16 protein-coding genes are annotated in these 16,316 nt (G+C 28.0%); 14 read left to right on the top strand and 2 right to left on the bottom strand.

Annotated features, from left to right (window positions below; genetic code table 11):
* Positions 1-2: 2 nt before the first annotated feature.
* The 9 genes from G4D72_RS11575 to G4D72_RS11535 all read left to right on the top strand — a co-directional run bounded on the left by G4D72_RS11575 (position 3) and on the right by G4D72_RS11535 (position 8,196).
* On the top strand, positions 3-959 hold the full coding sequence (locus tag G4D72_RS11575) for a hypothetical protein (RefSeq protein ID WP_166077871.1): 957 nt from the start codon (positions 3-5) through the stop codon (positions 957-959).
* Positions 959-1,972, top strand: a complete 1,014-nt coding sequence (rfbB, locus tag G4D72_RS11570) for a dTDP-glucose 4,6-dehydratase (RefSeq protein ID WP_166077870.1) — start codon at positions 959-961, stop codon at positions 1,970-1,972. Before G4D72_RS11575 ends, rfbB begins: the two co-directional genes overlap by 1 nt.
* A gap of 146 nt (positions 1,973-2,118) precedes the next feature.
* Positions 2,119-2,250: a four helix bundle protein gene (locus G4D72_RS13590; RefSeq protein ID WP_394367577.1), complete on the top strand. Its 132-nt coding sequence runs from the start codon at positions 2,119-2,121 to the stop codon at positions 2,248-2,250.
* Between the two features lie 239 nt (positions 2,251-2,489).
* The gene (gene rfbA / locus G4D72_RS11560) at positions 2,490-3,347 is read left to right on the top strand and encodes a glucose-1-phosphate thymidylyltransferase RfbA (RefSeq protein ID WP_166077869.1); all 858 of its coding nucleotides are present in this window, start codon (positions 2,490-2,492) and stop codon (positions 3,345-3,347) included.
* A gap of 46 nt (positions 3,348-3,393) precedes the next feature.
* A complete protein-coding gene (rfbC, locus tag G4D72_RS11555) occupies positions 3,394-3,945 on the top strand; it encodes a dTDP-4-dehydrorhamnose 3,5-epimerase (RefSeq protein WP_166077868.1) in 552 nt (183 codons plus the stop codon).
* Positions 3,939-4,838, top strand: a complete 900-nt coding sequence (rfbD, locus tag G4D72_RS11550; RefSeq protein ID WP_166077867.1) for a dTDP-4-dehydrorhamnose reductase — start codon at positions 3,939-3,941, stop codon at positions 4,836-4,838. Before rfbC ends, rfbD begins: the two co-directional genes overlap by 7 nt.
* Complete coding sequence (locus tag G4D72_RS11545) at positions 4,831-5,784, top strand: glycosyltransferase (protein WP_166077866.1); 954 nt, start codon at positions 4,831-4,833, stop codon at positions 5,782-5,784. The genes rfbD and G4D72_RS11545 overlap by 8 nt, the downstream gene beginning before the upstream one ends.
* Positions 5,785-7,620 (top strand): glycosyltransferase family 39 protein, encoded by a 1,836-nt coding sequence (locus G4D72_RS11540; protein ID WP_166077865.1) that lies wholly within the window; start codon positions 5,785-5,787, stop codon positions 7,618-7,620. It begins immediately after the preceding gene.
* A gap of 51 nt (positions 7,621-7,671) precedes the next feature.
* Positions 7,672-8,196: a hypothetical protein gene (locus G4D72_RS11535; RefSeq protein WP_166077864.1), complete on the top strand. Its 525-nt coding sequence runs from the start codon at positions 7,672-7,674 to the stop codon at positions 8,194-8,196.
* 21 nt (positions 8,197-8,217) lie between these two features.
* On the opposite strand, the gene G4D72_RS11530 is transcribed toward G4D72_RS11535, so the two are convergent.
* A complete protein-coding gene (locus tag G4D72_RS11530) occupies positions 8,218-8,985 on the bottom strand; it encodes a glycosyltransferase family 2 protein (protein WP_166077863.1) in 768 nt (255 codons plus the stop codon).
* Positions 8,978-10,306, bottom strand: a complete 1,329-nt coding sequence (locus tag G4D72_RS11525; protein WP_166077862.1) for a lipopolysaccharide biosynthesis protein — start codon at positions 10,304-10,306, stop codon at positions 8,978-8,980. Before G4D72_RS11525 ends, G4D72_RS11530 begins: the two co-directional genes overlap by 8 nt.
* Positions 10,307-10,709: 403 nt before the next feature.
* Here G4D72_RS11525 and G4D72_RS11520 point away from each other — a divergent pair, with 403 nt between their 5' ends.
* From G4D72_RS11520 to G4D72_RS11500, 5 genes are read left to right on the top strand one after another with little or no spacing between them, the layout of a single operon-like run.
* Positions 10,710-11,768 (top strand): O-antigen ligase family protein, encoded by a 1,059-nt coding sequence (locus tag G4D72_RS11520; protein WP_166077861.1) that lies wholly within the window; start codon positions 10,710-10,712, stop codon positions 11,766-11,768.
* Positions 11,769-12,908 (top strand): glycosyltransferase family 4 protein, encoded by a 1,140-nt coding sequence (locus G4D72_RS11515; protein WP_166077859.1) that lies wholly within the window; start codon positions 11,769-11,771, stop codon positions 12,906-12,908.
* 45 nt (positions 12,909-12,953) lie between these two features.
* Positions 12,954-14,069, top strand: a complete 1,116-nt coding sequence (locus tag G4D72_RS11510; protein WP_166077858.1) for a DUF1972 domain-containing protein — start codon at positions 12,954-12,956, stop codon at positions 14,067-14,069.
* A complete protein-coding gene (locus G4D72_RS11505; RefSeq protein ID WP_166077857.1) occupies positions 14,002-15,336 on the top strand; it encodes an O-antigen ligase family protein in 1,335 nt (444 codons plus the stop codon). Before G4D72_RS11510 ends, G4D72_RS11505 begins: the two co-directional genes overlap by 68 nt.
* Positions 15,333-16,316, top strand: a complete 984-nt coding sequence (locus tag G4D72_RS11500) for a UDP-glucuronic acid decarboxylase family protein (protein WP_166077856.1) — start codon at positions 15,333-15,335, stop codon at positions 16,314-16,316. The genes G4D72_RS11505 and G4D72_RS11500 overlap by 4 nt, the downstream gene beginning before the upstream one ends.

Here is a 16,316-nt window from a genome sequence, read left to right as displayed (position 1 = left end):
ATATGAGCACTACTTCTCAAGAGCAAGAAATTGATTTAAGTCAAATTGGAAAAAGTATCTCTAAGATATTTCAAAACCTAATTAATAAATGTTTCGATGTCATTTTTTTCATACAAAAGAAAATAATAATTGTAGGTGTTTTATTTGTTTTAGGTGTTGTTTTAGGTTTTCTGTTTGACAAAAAACCTCATTATAATCATGAAATTATTGTAATTCCTAATTTTGGAAGTAATGATTATTTATATGAAAAAGTGAATTTAATTTCTGCAAAACTGAAAGAAAAAGACGAAGCTTTTTTTAAAACAATCGGAATTTCTGATGTTGATAATTTTTCAAGTATTGAAATTAAACCCATAAGCGGAATTTATAATTTTATTAATTCTGAAAGTCAAAAATCTAATTTTGAATTCATTAAATTGATGGCAGAAGATGGAGAGATTGATAAAATTATTAAAGATGATTTAACCAGTAGAAACTTTTATTTACATGCAATCAACATTAGCACTAATAATGCTTTTGAAAAGAAAGATTTAATTGATCCAATTTTAAAATATTTACAACAAACAGACTATTTTACGAAACTTCAAAAAGTATATCAAGATAATTTAGTTGAAAAAGTTGAAGCTAATAAATTATTAATTACCCAAATAGATCAGTTAATTGTTACTTTATCTCAAAGTAAATCTGTTGGCGGTGTAACAATCTCTCAAAATAGTGGCTTAACAGAATTGATTAATAAAAAAGATGCGTTAATTAATGAAAATCAAATGTTAGCGATACACAAATTAGAATATGATAAAGTGATAAAAGACCAAAATATTTCTTTAAACCAAATCAATACAAAAGGAACGAATAATAAAATGAAATTAATTTTACCCTTTTTATTTGTAATTTTTTATTTATCAGGTTATTGGTTTTATCAAGTTTACAAACAACAAAAACAACGCATTAAATCATAATGAAAAACATTTTAGTAACAGGCGGAGCAGGTTTTATTGGGGCTAATTTCGTACCTTATTTCATAGAAAATAATCCGGAATATCATTTAGTAAACCTAGATGCTTTAACATATGCAGGAAATTTAGAGAATGTATCTGAAGTGGAAAACCATGAACGATACACTTTTGTAAAAGGTGATATTGTGGATGGTGACTTTATTAGAAATTTATTTGATACGTATCAGTTTCACGATGTGATTCATTTCGCTGCGGAAAGTCATGTTGACAATTCTATTTCTGGTCCGGAAGCCTTTATTAAAACGAATGTTTTAGGTACTTTTAATTTATTAGATACGGCTAGAAAATTATGGATGTCGGCTCCAAATGAATACAAACCGGGTTTTGAAAAAGCGCGTTTCCATCATGTTTCTACAGATGAGGTTTACGGCACTTTAGGTGAAACAGGCTTGTTTGAAGAAGTAACTCCTTATGCGCCCAATAGTCCGTATTCGGCTTCTAAAGCGGGTTCAGATATGATTGTGAGAAGCTATTTTCACACCTACGGAATGAATGTAGTAACTACCAATTGTTCAAACAATTATGGACCCAAACAACATAATGAAAAGTTAATTCCAACTATAATTCGTAAAGCTATTTCTGGTGAAAATATTCCAATTTATGGTGATGGAAAAAATGTACGTGATTGGTTATATGTATTAGACCATTGCAAAGGAATTGAACTGGCATTCCAAACAGGAAAATCTGGCGAAACCTATAATATTGGCGGAAGAAACGAACGTAATAATTTACAAATTGTTGATAGAGTTTGTACCATATTAGACGAATTAAAACCAAAAGATTCAGGAAGTTATAAAGATCAAATAACCTTTGTAAAAGATCGTCCTGGACACGATTTACGTTACGCCATCGATGCCACAAAAATTGAAACAGAATTAGGCTGGAAAGCCGATGAAAATTTCGACACTGGTATTGTAAAAACCATCGAGTGGTACCTAGGTAAATTAGCCAATTAGCCGATTTATCAATGTGCCAATTTTAAAGCAGTTTGTTAATTGACAAATTGATAATTAAAATTGGCATATTGTTGTATTGAACATTGAAAATTAAATATACAAGCCATGATAACATTTAGAGAAAAGTACCACAACAATTTAATTTTATTGACAACTTTTGTTTTGCTAAGAAAGTTGTTCAGTATACAGAAAAATTAGAAGATCAAAAAAAATTTGTAATCGCCAATCAATTACTAAAATCAGGAACTTCAATTGGAGCAAATATTAAAGAAGCTTAAAGCGCAGAAAGTAGAGCAGATTTTATTCATAAAATTAAAATCGCAATGAAAGAGGCCGATGAAACTGAATTTTAGTTATTTTTATGTAATGAATTAGAAAATTATCCCAATTCGGATGATTTATTAAATGAAATTTTTGACATATTAAAAATTACAAATAAAATAATTGCAACTTCTAAAAACAAGAAGTAAACCAATAATTGGCATATTGAAAATTGCCTAATTGACAAATTGAACCAATGAAAGGAATTATACTAGCCGGTGGCTCAGGAACCCGTTTGCATCCGTTAACTTTAGCAGTAAGTAAACAATTGATGCCTATTTACGATAAACCGATGATTTACTATCCGTTATCGACTTTAATGTGGGCAGGAATCAATGAAATATTGATCATTTCAACACCTCACGATTTACCTTTGTTTCAAAATCTTTTAGGTGATGGAAGTAAATTAGGCTGTCGTTTTGAATATGCCGTTCAAGAACATCCAAACGGATTGGCAGAAGCCTTTATTATTGGAGCAGATTTCGTTGGAAACGACAAAGTAGCTTTAGTCTTAGGAGATAATATTTTCTACGGAACAGGTTTAGCAGAATTACTACAAGCAAATAATAATCCTGATGGAGGAATTGTTTATGCCTATCATGTTCACGATCCAGAAAGATACGGAGTTGTAGAATTTGACACAAACGGAAAAGTACTTTCTATCGAAGAAAAACCGACGGAACCTAAGTCAAATTACGCAGTTCCGGGTATTTATTTCTACGATAATTCGGTGTTAGAAATTGCTGCGAATATTCAACCAAGTCACCGTGGCGAATTAGAAATTACCGATATTAACAAGGCGTATTTAGAACAAGGAAAACTAAAAGTTAGTATTTTAGATAGAGGAACTGCTTGGTTAGATACCGGAACGTTTCAATCGTTAATGCAAGCCGGTCAATTTGTGCAAGTGATTGAAGAACGTCAAGGTTTAAAAATCGGAGCTATTGAAGAAGCCGCTTACAAAATGGGATTCATCGATGCCGAACAATTGAAAAAATTAGCCGAACCTTTATTAAAAAGTGGATACGGAACCCATTTATTAAGTATTATTTAAAATTAATTGGCACATAGCCTTATTGTCAAATTGACGGATTGAGTTCATGAAATTCATAGAAACCAAATTAAAAGGATGTTTTATCCTTGAACCCAAAATAATAAAAGACGAACGTGGGTATTTCATGGAAAGTTTTAATGAGAAAACTTTTAGTGAAGGCGTAGGTCAGAAAGTAACTTTTGTTCAAGACAATCAGTCGTTTTCAACAAAAGGTGTGTTGCGTGGTTTACATTATCAAACAGGTGAACACGCACAAGCCAAATTAGTAAGAGTTTTACATGGTGAAGTGTTAGATGTGGCGGTCGATTTAAGACCGAATTCTCCAACATATGGTCAACACGAAAGTGTACTTTTAACAGCAGAAAATCAAACGCAATTTTTTATACCAAGAGGTTTTGCACATGGTTTTTTAGTGTTGAGTGAAACCGCGACTTTCTTTTACAAGTGCGATAATTTCTACAACAAAGAATCGGAAGGCGGATTAATTTATAACGATGCAACCGTAAATATTGTTTGGAATTTCCCAACAGAACAACTAATTATTTCAGAAAAAGACACCATTTTACCCACTTTAGAAAACGCAAAAAAAGTATGGTAGTTTTAGTAACGGGAGCAAACGGACAATTAGGTCAGGCGATTCAGTCGATTGTGGGAAAGTATCCTTCAATCGATTTTGTATTTTGTTCCTCATCAGAATTAAACATTACAGATAAAAACAATTGTGAAACTGTTTTTGAAAAATATAAACCCAATTTTTGTATCAATGCAGCGGCTTATACAGCAGTTGACAAAGCAGAATCAGAACCTGAACAAGCGTTTGCCATCAATGTCTCAGGAGCTCAAAACATAGCTGAGGTTTGTAAAACACATGACACGATTTTATTACACGTTTCTACCGATTTCGTTTTCGATGCCAAATTTGTAGACGGAATTGCGTATTACGACCGAGAATTAAGACTGCCACTTAAAAGCGAAAAAGGATTAACAGAAACGGATGTACCTTTTCCAGCTGGAATTTATGGATTAACTAAATTACAAGGTGAACAAGCTATTGAAAGCACTTGGGAAAAGCATTTTATTGTGCGAACTTCATGGGTGTATTCGCAATTTGCCAATAATTTCATGAAAACCATGTTGCGATTGGCTACTGAAAGAGATAGTGTATCTGTAGTTTCAGACCAAATTGGCACACCAACAAACGCAGTTGATTTAGCAGAATGTTTAGTAACAATTATAACTGAACACTCAAAACTGAACACTGAAGACTATGGCATTTACAACTTCAGTAACGAAGGACAATGTTCATGGTACGATTTTGCCGCAGAAATATTCAAAGTGAATAATATTTCCATAAATTTACAACCCATACCAACTTCTGCTTATCCTACACCAGCTAAAAGACCAGCGTATAGTGTTTTGGACAAAAGCAAAATCAAAAAGGTTTTTGGTATTGAGATTATGGATTGGAAAGAGAGTTTGAAAAATGATTAAAGAAAAAAATATAGTTTGTCTCACACCGGTTTATAATGATTGGGATAGTTTTTCAATTTTAGTTGCTGAAATTGAAAAAGTGTCGTTTGAATTAAAAGATTATAATTTTCGTATAATTGCGGTGAACGATGGCTCTTCGGATAGTTTCAATAAAAATACAACGGTTGCTTTACCAATAACTATTCTAAATTTAAAATTAAATATTGGTCATCAAAGAGCTATTGCTGTAGGCTTACAGTATATTTATAACGAAGTAGAAAATTCTGATTTTGTAGTAGTAATGGATTCTGATGGAGAAGATTTACCATCGCATGTAACCATGTTAGTTGAGAAAGCTGAAGCTGAGAATTCAAAAAAAATTATTTTTGCTCAAAGAAAAAAAAGACAAGAATCTATTTTTTTTAAAGTGGGTTATTATTTTTATAAGCATATTTTTCATTTTTTAACGGGACAAAAAATAAACTTTGGTAATTTTAGTATAATTCCAGATGCTTTATTAGGGAAAGTGGTACATCAAAGTAACATTTGGAATCATTACTCTGGCGGAATTATTCAATCAAAAATTCCTTTTGACAAAGTTTTATTAGATAGAGGAAAACGATATGCGGGTGTTTCCAAAATGAATTTTAATAATTTAATACTGCACGGATTAAGTTCTATAGCTGTTTACTTTGATTATTTATCATTAAAAATTTTAAGATTTTCAATTTATGGAATAGTACTTTGTTCTTTTTCTGTTGGAATAGTCTTATTTAAAAAATACATTACAGATACCGCAATTCCTGGTTGGGCTTCTAGTTTAATATTAATCATTTCTAGTATTATTTTACAACTTTTTTCTGTAACCTTAATAGTTTTATTAATGCAATTGAGTTCAAGAAAAAATATAATTGCACCTAATTCAAAAATATATAAAGAATTTATAATTAACATAAACCAAGATTAAATGGAATTTATTCAAAAATTAAAAGACAATTATTTATTATTAAGCCTCTTAACATTTGGAGTTTTTCTAAGATTTTTTCATTTAGATTTTCAAAGTGTTTGGTTGGATGAATTACATACTTTAAACGAAGCGAATCCTAGTTTATCTTTTTCAGAGGTTTATAACTCTTTGTTAAATAGTGAACAAATGCCTCCATTATATTTTTATTCTTTATATTATATCTTCAAAGTTTTTGGATATACTACATTTGTTGCTAGATTTTTTTCTGCCTTAATAGGTGTTTTTAGTGTTTATGGGATGTACTTGTTTGGAAAAGAATTAATTAACAAAAAAATTGGATTAATTTCAGCATTATTATTAGTTATAAATCCATTCCATCTTTATTATTCCCAAGAAGCAAGACCTTACATTCTTTTGTTTTTGTTCACAATATTTTCATTCTATTACTTTGTAAAATTTTTAAAACAAACAAATTACAAATATTCAATATACTATGGTGTATTTACCGGTTTAATGTTATTATCACATTTTTTTGGAATGTTTGTTTTGTTTTCACAACTTTTTGTTTTTATGTTTTTTTTGATAATTAATGAAAAACAAAAAAGAAACAAATTCTTAATTTTATCACTTGTTTCAGGATTGATTATTTCAATATTATTTTTACCAGCAATAAAAGTATTATTAAAAATTTCTGAAATAAAAGAGTTTTGGATACCGGCTCCAACACTAGATGCTTACACATTAATTTTTAAGGAATTTTTTGGAAATTCCGAAATGGTTTTATGTTTATTGGGAATATTTATATTCTTTTATTTCGTTAAATTAGCAAACGAAAAACAAGTTTTAGTTAATACATACACCATTGTAAATAATAAAATTGTACTAAGCTTTGTTATATTATTACCATGGATATCGATTGTTTTATTAGTCCCTTTGATAAGATCTTATCTAACAGTTCCAATGATAATTTCTAGATATTTTATTGTAGTATTACCAGCAATATTGATCATAGTTTCAATAGGAATATCACATTTTAAAAATAAAATAATTCAATTTTCTTTATTAGGACTTTTTATTGTTTTTTCAATTACAGATATTTTTATTATCAAAAAATATCATTTTGTAACTACAAAATCGCAGTTTCGTGAAGGAAGTCAGTTTATAAATGATAATAATAAAAGCAATAATGAAGTTGTGTCAAGTCTTGCATGGTATTTCCCTTTTTTTATTAAAAACAAAATTGTCGAGCATTCCTTGGAAACACATATTGATGAAATGATAAAAGATACTACTAAAATTAAACCTTTTTGGTATATAGATTCTCACGGTAGAAAGTATGAGCCACAACAAAAAACATTAGATTTTATTGAAAAACATTTTTACATACAAAATAATTTCAACGGTCATGATGTTTGGGTAAAAGAGTTTAATTTAATTGGGAATAAACCAATGATAGATTTATCAAAATTGAAAATTATTCCAGCAAATAAACCTAGTAGAATAGAATCAAATATTGAAGTATCATTAAAAAAAGATAATTTTTTTACAGTGAGTGGTTGGGCTCTTGTTAAAAATATAGATTCAAGAAAAAATAAAATTGAATTATTTTTGATAGATAAGAATTCTAAAATAAATATTACACCAGAACAAGTAATCAGAAAAGACATTACTTCGTTTTTTAGTAAAGACAATGTAAATTATGATTTTGCAGGTTTTACTACAAAAATTGATTTGAATAAGATAACTGATGCGAATTATAAACTGGCAATTTACATTTCAAACAAAGAAAATAATTTTGAGGAAATAAAGTTAACCAATTTAGAGATTAAAAAATAAATGTTTAAAATAATTATATATATATTTGCAAAATTAATTAATATTTAAGTTATGAAAAAAATTGGAATAATAGCATTTTTTGCTTTTTTGTCATTAATTTCTTGTAAAGAAGAGAAAGAAACTAATAATACAACAAAAAAAGTTGTTAGTGATTTATTTGTTGTAAAATTAAATGTTCAGGGAAAAAAAGATGATACCTTCCATGTATATTACACTGAGGATAAATCATTAAATTTTGACGAAAAGAAAACAGTTTGGGCAGAATTTTCTAATGTATCTGGAAATAATTTAGAAGTTCAATATAAGTTACCTAAAGATGTTTTACCTAATCAATTGAGATTAGATTTTGGAATTAACAATCCTGATGGAGTTGTAATTGATAAAATAGATATTAGTTATTTAGGCAAAAAATTTGAGTTAAAAGGAAAAGAAATTTCAAATTATTTCAGACCAAACGAATTCTGTACTTCTTATGATAGTATTACAAATAAGTATAAACCACTTAAAAAAGGTGATAATATTTCGTTATTCCCACTTGAAAAATTACCAACGGAATTAGAAAAATTATTTAAATAAAAAATAGGAACCATTTGGTTCCTATTTTTTATTTATAACCATTTTGATATAGCATTTCAACAAAGAAGTATAAAATTTGTAATAATTAAATATTTTACTTTTGTAGCCATACTTTTGTTTCACATTAAAAGCTTCTTTTAACGCTAAATATATTTGATTACTTACCCCTCCATTTTCCATATTGGCTGTCACTTTTGTAAAATAAGTAGGTCGAATAAAGTCTTTACAACGAATATAAAAATCTAAATCGCCAACTATCTTATAGTCTAAACTGTATAAACCAACTTGGTTGAAAAGCTGTTTTTTATGAAAAGAACCAACTTGTGCTACATTAATATCACTTATCACATTTTTCCAGTTGTATTTTTCACCAAAAACTTGTAAAATTTTTCCATCAGAATTTACCAAATTAACTTGAGAAGAAATATAATTACTTTCGGGATGTTTTTTTATTTCTTTAAAATAGACTGTTAAAGCATCTGAAAAATACGTATCATCAGACCCTAAAAAGCTAATCCATTCTCCAGAACTCATTTTTATCCCTTTATTCCAAGCATCATAAATTCCATTATCTGGTTCAGAGATATAATTATAATTAATGTTTTTTTCTTTAAATTTTAATTCAAAAGATTTAATGATTTTTAAAGTAGAATCATTTGAATTTCCATCTATTATCAAATATTCAAAATCAGTAAAATCCTGATTTAACACAGATTTTATTGTTTTTGCAATGGTCTTTTCACTGTTATAACTTGCAGTAATAATTGTAAAACATGGAGAATTATTCATTTATTATTTTTTTAATTACAAATTTAGATTCTATTTTAAAAATTATGGCCCAAAGCAACATGAAAAATAATAATTGTAAAAAAATTCCATTTAAGCCAAAACCATTTTTTAATATATAGATAGTTAGTGGTATTTTTATTAATGTAGTAATACCCATAACTAAAATTTGACTGTTTAGACGATTTATTCCATTAAAAAAGTTAGCATAAAAAGTAAAATAAACTCGAAACAAAACAATTAGCATCATAAAGATTAAGTACTCGTTCCTGATTAAATTATCTATTTGTTTACCAACCCAAAATGGAATTAAATAGTTTGAAAATAAAGTGAAAAAAATTAGTAAAATAAAAATCAAATAGAATGCTTTTTGAAAGGTTTGGAATATTTTTTTAAACCATTCAAAATCTTTTTCATGATACTTTTGTGAAAAAAAAGGCCAAAATGAAGCCAATCCGGAAATAATAACTAATAAAGGCAATTGATATAGTTTAGTTAAAATATCAAAAACCGAAATTTGTTTCGGACTGCAATAAGAGGCAATAAAATAGGGGTCAGAAAAAAAAATCACAACCATAAAAATTTGAATCAGCATAAACTTCAAACCATTATTCAAAATTTGAGAAGAAATACTTAAGTTTAACCTGCTAATGAGATTTAATTGATAGTTTTGCCTATGAAAAAATATAACCAAATAAATTCCATTTATTAAAATGGTACTTATACCATTTATGATTGTAACTGCCCACAATTTTTCTTGAATTGGTATTTTTTTAAAAAAAAGGAAAAGTACAAGGATTAATATAAAGAATAAAATTTGAGATATGGTTGCAGATAATTCAGAAATCTTTGGATTTAACACACCAATGTATAGTGATTTATTAATTGATAGAACGAAATTAACACTAAAAAACAAACCGTTTAAAAGAAACACCTTTTTTATAAATGAATTCTCTAAAAAAATATTAAATGTAGAATTGATATCAAACGTAAAAATAACAATACAACAAATACTAAAAAGTATCAATGCAATTAAAAAGGTAATTTTTATAGATTCAGAAATATAATTACCTATTAAGAATTCTTGTTTCTTTGAAATTAATTCGGGGATTTTAGATTTAAGTACATTTGAAATTCCAAAATCAAAATATAATCCCCATTGAAAGAAGCTGAAAATCAAAACCCAAATACCATATCCCTTTTCTCCTAGATATCTGACTAATAAAGAAATTGATAAAAACATAAAAGCTCCAGTCAAACCTTTATATATAGTACTTTGTATTGCTTGACTTGATAGTTTATCTTTTATTTTTTTTAAAATCATTGAAGTAAAATATTGTGTATAGAATTAATTCTTGGAATTGAATAAATTAAACATCAAAATTTCTAATGACATTTTATTTAAAAAAATAATTACTAATTATTTGATTTTTTGCTTCATTTTTCAAAAAAAAACTATTTACAAAGATATATTTTATGAATAAAAACTAAATCGCAAATATACTTTAATTTAGTAAAAAGCCTTACTTTTGATTTTTAAAATTTTGATTTTGTTTATTTTTAAGAAACCCTCACTACTGTTTTTTACTCTTCTTGTTTTATGCGAGATGTATTTACCATCGTATAAAGTAAATTTTTTTTTACAACTTTTGTTTTTAGTTTTTTTACTGACTACGAAAAAGGTAGCCATTTCTACTTCTTTTTTTAAACAAATACTGCCATTATTCTTGATTTTTAGTCTTGGATTTTTAGGTTTTTTTGTAAATTCCTATCCTTTAACATTCGTGTTTAAAGACATTACTTATTTTTTAAAACCCATAATAGGTGTTGCTATAGGATATATTATTTTCTATAAAAATGAAGACATTGAGGTTTTCGTTAAAAATATATTTTTTATTGGATTAATTTCTGTAATAATACATTTATCAGGCGTGCTCTTCTTCTCTAATTTTCTAAAAAGTTCCATTAGCGATATCAGAGGCGATTATGGATTAGATAGTTTTATTGAAATTTTTGCCTTTTATTTTTTATTCTATTCTAAAAAATGGTTAGGCCAAAGATTAATTGAAAATAAAACCAAATATTGGATTTGTATTGTCATTTTTCTGGTTTCGATTTTCTTTTATTTTTCTAGAACGATGTTAATTGTCTTTTTCTTAGGATATTTCACACTGCAAGGTTATACAAAAATTACCAAGAGTTCATTAAAATATATTGGGCTTTTGGTAATATGTGTCGTGTTGTTTTATTCCTATTTGTTTTCTATAAAAATACAAAGAAATTCTACCGGAATTGAAGCCTTTTTATATAAAATTAAAATTGCACCGGAAGAAATTTTTAAATCTAAAATAGATAGAGAAAACCACAAAAATCTTTGGGATCACTGGAGAGCATATGAAGCGAAAAGAGCACTAGCATTAATGAATGAAAATAAAGAAAGTTATGTCATGGGTAATGGCTTTGGATCATTGGTAAATTTAAAGTTTAAAGCTCCAGTAGGTGAAGAGGATATGAAATACATTTCCCGACTTCATAATGGATATATTTTTGTCTTTTATAAAACGGGAATTTTTGGTTTACTATTTTTATTTTATTTTTTATCAAAATTATACTCCAAAACATACAGGTCCGAACAATTAAAATCAAAACAATTTTATAATAATAAATTCCTATCTTTTGTTGGTATATTTTATATTTTTACGTTTCTTATAATTACAGGAATTTATATTCCGAAAGACATTGTGGTTTTTGTTTTAGGTGGCGCATTAAGTTATAATCAAATTTAAATGAAAAACATTCTTTTCATTCATCAATCTGCCGAATTATATGGATCAGATAAAACCTTACTTTATTTAGTTGTTAATCTAGATAAAAACAAATTCTATCCTATCGTTATTTTACCAAATGACGGCCCGCTTAAAAAAGAACTTGAAAAAGAAAATATAAAAGTAATCATTACTCCTGTATTGAAATTACACAGAAAGATGTTTACTCCAAGCAATCTACTTCAATTTATTAATGATTTTTTTAAAGGTATAAAAACCATAAAATCTATAAAAAAGCAGCATAAAATAGATTTCATATATTCAAATACCTTAGCTGTTTTATTGGGTTTTTTTTATTGTTTCTTTCATAAAACGAAACACATTTGGCATGTTCATGAAATCATAGAATCTCCAAAAATTTTCGCAAAATTATTTCGTTTATTGCTTAATAACTCCACCAATACGTTTGTAATACACAATTCTATTGCTACATCCAACTTTTGGAATTGTAAAGGAAAAAACGTGGTGATTTGGAACGGAATTGACACATTTCCAGAACTTAAAAATGAAGAAAAAGATACGATTAGGAGAATAATTTTAAATACCGATTCTGAACTTGTTTTAGCACTTGTTGGAAGAATTAGCCGTTGGAAAGGACAAATGTTGTTATTAGAGGTTTTCAACGAATTAATTCAAACACACCAAAACATAAAATTAGTTTATATTGGTTCCACACCACCTAATCAAGAACATTTTTTGAGTTCTTTAAACGATAAAATTGGTGAATATAATTTGATTAAAAAAGTCGAAATTATTCCTTTTCAAGAAAACATTAACCAACTTTGGCAAAGTATAGACGTGGCAATTGTTCCTTCTACTGAACCTGAACCTTTTGGTATGGTTGCTATTGAAGCTATGATGGCGCAAAAACCAGTAGTTGCAGCAAATCATGGTGGATTAACGGAGATTGTTGTAAACAATCAAACAGGCTTTTTGGTTGAACCCAATAATAAAACTGCTTTAAAAGAAGCTTTAGAAAAATTAATCTATAATCCAGAATTAAGAAAAACTTTCGGAGAACAGGGCTATCAAAGAGCTGTTGAAAGCTTTAGTATTCAAAATTATGTGACAAAAATTGAAGATATTTTAGAAAACAATTAAAATATTTTTTTCAAAACACTATTTTTGTCTCAATTACCCAATCAAATGAAAATAGGAATTTTAGGAACTCGAGGGATACCCAATAATTACGGCGGTTTTGAACAATTTGCTGAATTTTTCTCAACGTATGCCGCACAAGCTGGACACGATGTTTTTGTGTATTCTCCACATAACCATCCCTATAATGAAACTGTATTTGAAAAGGTAAATCTAATTAAATGCTACGATCCAGAACATAAAATAGGTACAATAGGACAATTTATTTATGATTTAAATTGTATAATAGATTCTCGTAAAAGAAATTTTGATATTATCCTTCAATTGGGTTATACCAGTAGTGCATTTTGGTATGATTTACATCCAAAAAATAGCTTAGTAATTACTAATATGGACGGTTTAGAATGGAAACGAACTAAGTACAGTAAACCCGTTCAAAAAGTTTTAAAAATCGCAGAAAAATTAGCCGCCAATAAAAGCGATTATTTAATTTCTGATTCTCTAGGAATTCAACAGTATTTATTAAATACACACAATAAAGATAGTGAATATATCGCATATGGAGCTCATAATTTCGACACTCCAAATGAAGCAATATTAAGCCTATATCATGTCGAAAAGCATCACTTCAACATGATCATGGCTCGTTTTGAACCGGAAAACAATTTAGATATGGTTTTAGAAGGTGTACAATTAAGCGCTGACGAAAAACCAATTTTAGTAATAGGAAACCATAACACAAAATATGGTGAATACTTAAAAAACAAATTCAAAAATTGTAAAAAAATAAAGTTTTTAGGAGCAATCTATAATCTAAATCATTTAGACAATTTAAGGTATTTCTCCAATTTATATTTTCATGGGCATACGGTTGGTGGAACCAATCCTTCTTTATTAGAAGCTATGGCATCGCAGGCTTTAATTGTTGCACACAATAATTTGTTTAATAAAGGCGTTTTACAAGAAAATGCATTCTATTTTAACTCTTCAATCGATGTGAAAAAAATTATAGATGCAACCAAAAAAAATGATAACTTGCAATTTGTAAAAAACAACTTTGAAGCCATTGCTACTAAGTTTAATTGGAATAAAATAAATGAAGAATATTTACAGTTTTTTAGCAAATGCTTGGCAAGAAATTCTAGAAGAGCAAAAGCTAAATAAATCATTTTTACCTTTTTTACTGATATTAATTACTTTGCCAACAATAATGGCAATAAATAACGTTAGTACAGCAATTTTCATATTGTCGGTTTTGGTTTTAAATAGAAAAAATAAAATTGAAACTCAGGTAATCTTATTTTTTCCAATAGTATTATTTGTTTGGATGGCGGCCTCATATTTTTGGTCAGTAGATACTTCTAGAACAGGTGTTGCTATTTTAAAAGAAGTTACACTTTTTTTAATTCCAGTTTCTTTTATTCTAATGAAACCTTTTTCTAAAAGTCAAATTCAAAACTTATTAAAATACTATAGTTTTTCGATGGTTTTTTATGCTGTTTTTTTTCTTCTAAGAGCAGTAATTAGATACACAATATCAGGCGATCAAAGAGCGTTTTTTTACCATGGTGAATATGATGATGATTTCGGACTGGTTCCAAAATTGTTAAACGCCATTCATGTTTCTGTATATATGGCGGTAGCTTTTTTCTACTTTTTAAGTAAAGAAATAAAAAGTAATACAGATAGTGTTTGCGCTTCCCTACTTTTTATTTTTATTTTTTTATTATCCTCTAAAAACATAATTATTGTGTTCCTGTTTTTAATTGGAATTCATTTCTTTTATTTTTCAAAATCATCTAATAAAATGCGATTGAGAAATTTAATTATTTTTATTTTAGTAGTAGGAAGTATTTTAAGTTTTAGTAAAATTAAAAACAGATTTTTAGTAGAATTTCAGTCCAATACAAATACAAGTGTAAGTCATAGTGTGTATAATGAAGCCGATGAAGGGGTAAATTATATAAGTATTTATGAAGCTTGGAATAATGAAAAATTTAATATTGCAGATTATTTTCCTGGTACTGCTTTCAGAGTCTATCAATTCAGAATGTTTGTTGAAATTTTCGAAGAGGAACCCGTTTTCTGGACAGGTTTAGGATTAAATGCCTCTTTGAATAAATTACTAGAAAAAGAAAAAAAATATAATTTGCATCCAGGCTATGGAAAATTTAATTTTCACAATCAATATGTTCAAAACTTTGCAGAATTAGGTTTTATTGGATTTTTATTATTGTGTATAATTTTATTCCTAAACTTAAAAAACGCAATTAATAATAAACATTTTATACATATTTCTTTTGCAATTCTAATGATAAGCTTATTTTTGACCGAATCATTCTTATGGAGACAAACAGGAGTATTATATTTTATAATATTTTATTGTCTACTTAATTGTAATAATGAATATAAAAGACTTAAAACCAAATGAAAAGAATATTAATAACAGGAGCGGCAGGATTTTTAGGTTCACATTTGTGTGACAGATTTTTAGCAGAAGGTTATTTTGTAATCGGAATGGATAACTTAATCACTGGAGATTTAAAAAATATTGAACATTTATTCAAAGAGAAAAACTTTGAATTTTATCATCATGATATTACAAAATTTGTTCACGTTCCAGGTGAATTAGATTATATTTTACATTTTGCCTCACCAGCAAGTCCAATCGATTATTTAAAAATACCAATTCAAACTTTAAAAGTGGGTTCACTAGGAACACATAATTTATTAGGTTTGGCACGAGTTAAAAAAGCAAGAATACTGATAGCTTCAACTTCTGAAATATATGGCGATCCTTTAGTACATCCTCAAACAGAAGAATACTATGGTAACGTAAACACCATCGGACCTAGAGGTGTATATGATGAAGCAAAACGTTTTCAAGAATCAATCACCATGGCTTACCATACGTTTCATGGTGTAGAAACTAGAATTGTACGTATTTTTAACACTTACGGACCAAGAATGCGATTAAATGATGGTCGTGTTATTCCAGCATTTATCGGTCAAGCTTTACGCGGTGAAGATTTAACTGTTTTTGGAGACGGAAGTCAAACCCGTTCCTTTTGTTATGTAACTGATCAAGTGGAAGGAATTTACAGATTGTTACTTTCAGACTATCACCTACCCGTTAATATTGGAAACCCAGACGAAATAACAATTTCTGATTTCGCTGAAGAAATCATTAAATTAACAGGAACTACTCAAAAAATTATTTATAAAGATTTACCAGTTAATGATCCAATGCAACGTCAACCCGACACTACAAAAGCTAAAGAAATTTTAGGTTGGAGTGCGAAGGTTAACCGCGAAGAAGGTATGAAACTTACGTATGACTATTTTAAATCTCTTTCTGCTGAAGAATTAGCGAAGGAAGAACACAAAGACTTCTCTAAATATATTTATTAA

It is taken from the genome of Flavobacterium difficile (genome assembly GCF_011392115.1).
In the GTDB taxonomy this organism is placed as follows: Bacteria; Bacteroidota; Bacteroidia; order Flavobacteriales; family Flavobacteriaceae; genus Flavobacterium; species Flavobacterium difficile.
This window is presented reverse-complemented; position numbering and strand designations above follow the sequence as displayed.

What these genes read in the sequence shown, in the direction of transcription:
- G4D72_RS11575 (WP_166077871.1), top strand. Translation starts at nt 3, where the DNA reads ATGAGCACTACTTCTCAAGAGCAAGAAATTGATTTAAGTCAAATTGGA.
- rfbB (WP_166077870.1), top strand. Translation starts at nt 959, where the DNA reads ATGAAAAACATTTTAGTAACAGGCGGAGCAGGTTTTATTGGGGCTAAT.
- rfbA (WP_166077869.1), top strand. Translation starts at nt 2,490, where the DNA reads ATGAAAGGAATTATACTAGCCGGTGGCTCAGGAACCCGTTTGCATCCG.
- rfbC (WP_166077868.1), top strand. Translation starts at nt 3,394, where the DNA reads ATGAAATTCATAGAAACCAAATTAAAAGGATGTTTTATCCTTGAACCC.
- rfbD (WP_166077867.1), top strand. Translation starts at nt 3,939, where the DNA reads ATGGTAGTTTTAGTAACGGGAGCAAACGGACAATTAGGTCAGGCGATT.
- G4D72_RS11545 (WP_166077866.1), top strand. Translation starts at nt 4,831, where the DNA reads ATGATTAAAGAAAAAAATATAGTTTGTCTCACACCGGTTTATAATGAT.
- G4D72_RS11540 (WP_166077865.1), top strand. Translation starts at nt 5,785, where the DNA reads ATGGAATTTATTCAAAAATTAAAAGACAATTATTTATTATTAAGCCTC.
- G4D72_RS11535 (WP_166077864.1), top strand. Translation starts at nt 7,672, where the DNA reads ATGAAAAAAATTGGAATAATAGCATTTTTTGCTTTTTTGTCATTAATT.
- G4D72_RS11530 (WP_166077863.1), bottom strand. Translation starts at nt 8,985, where the DNA reads ATGAATAATTCTCCATGTTTTACAATTATTACTGCAAGTTATAACAGT.
- G4D72_RS11525 (WP_166077862.1), bottom strand. Translation starts at nt 10,306, where the DNA reads ATGATTTTAAAAAAAATAAAAGATAAACTATCAAGTCAAGCAATACAA.
- G4D72_RS11515 (WP_166077859.1), top strand. Translation starts at nt 11,769, where the DNA reads ATGAAAAACATTCTTTTCATTCATCAATCTGCCGAATTATATGGATCA.
- G4D72_RS11510 (WP_166077858.1), top strand. Translation starts at nt 12,954, where the DNA reads ATGAAAATAGGAATTTTAGGAACTCGAGGGATACCCAATAATTACGGC.
- G4D72_RS11505 (WP_166077857.1), top strand. Translation starts at nt 14,002, where the DNA reads ATGAAGAATATTTACAGTTTTTTAGCAAATGCTTGGCAAGAAATTCTA.
- G4D72_RS11500 (WP_166077856.1), top strand. Translation starts at nt 15,333, where the DNA reads ATGAAAAGAATATTAATAACAGGAGCGGCAGGATTTTTAGGTTCACAT.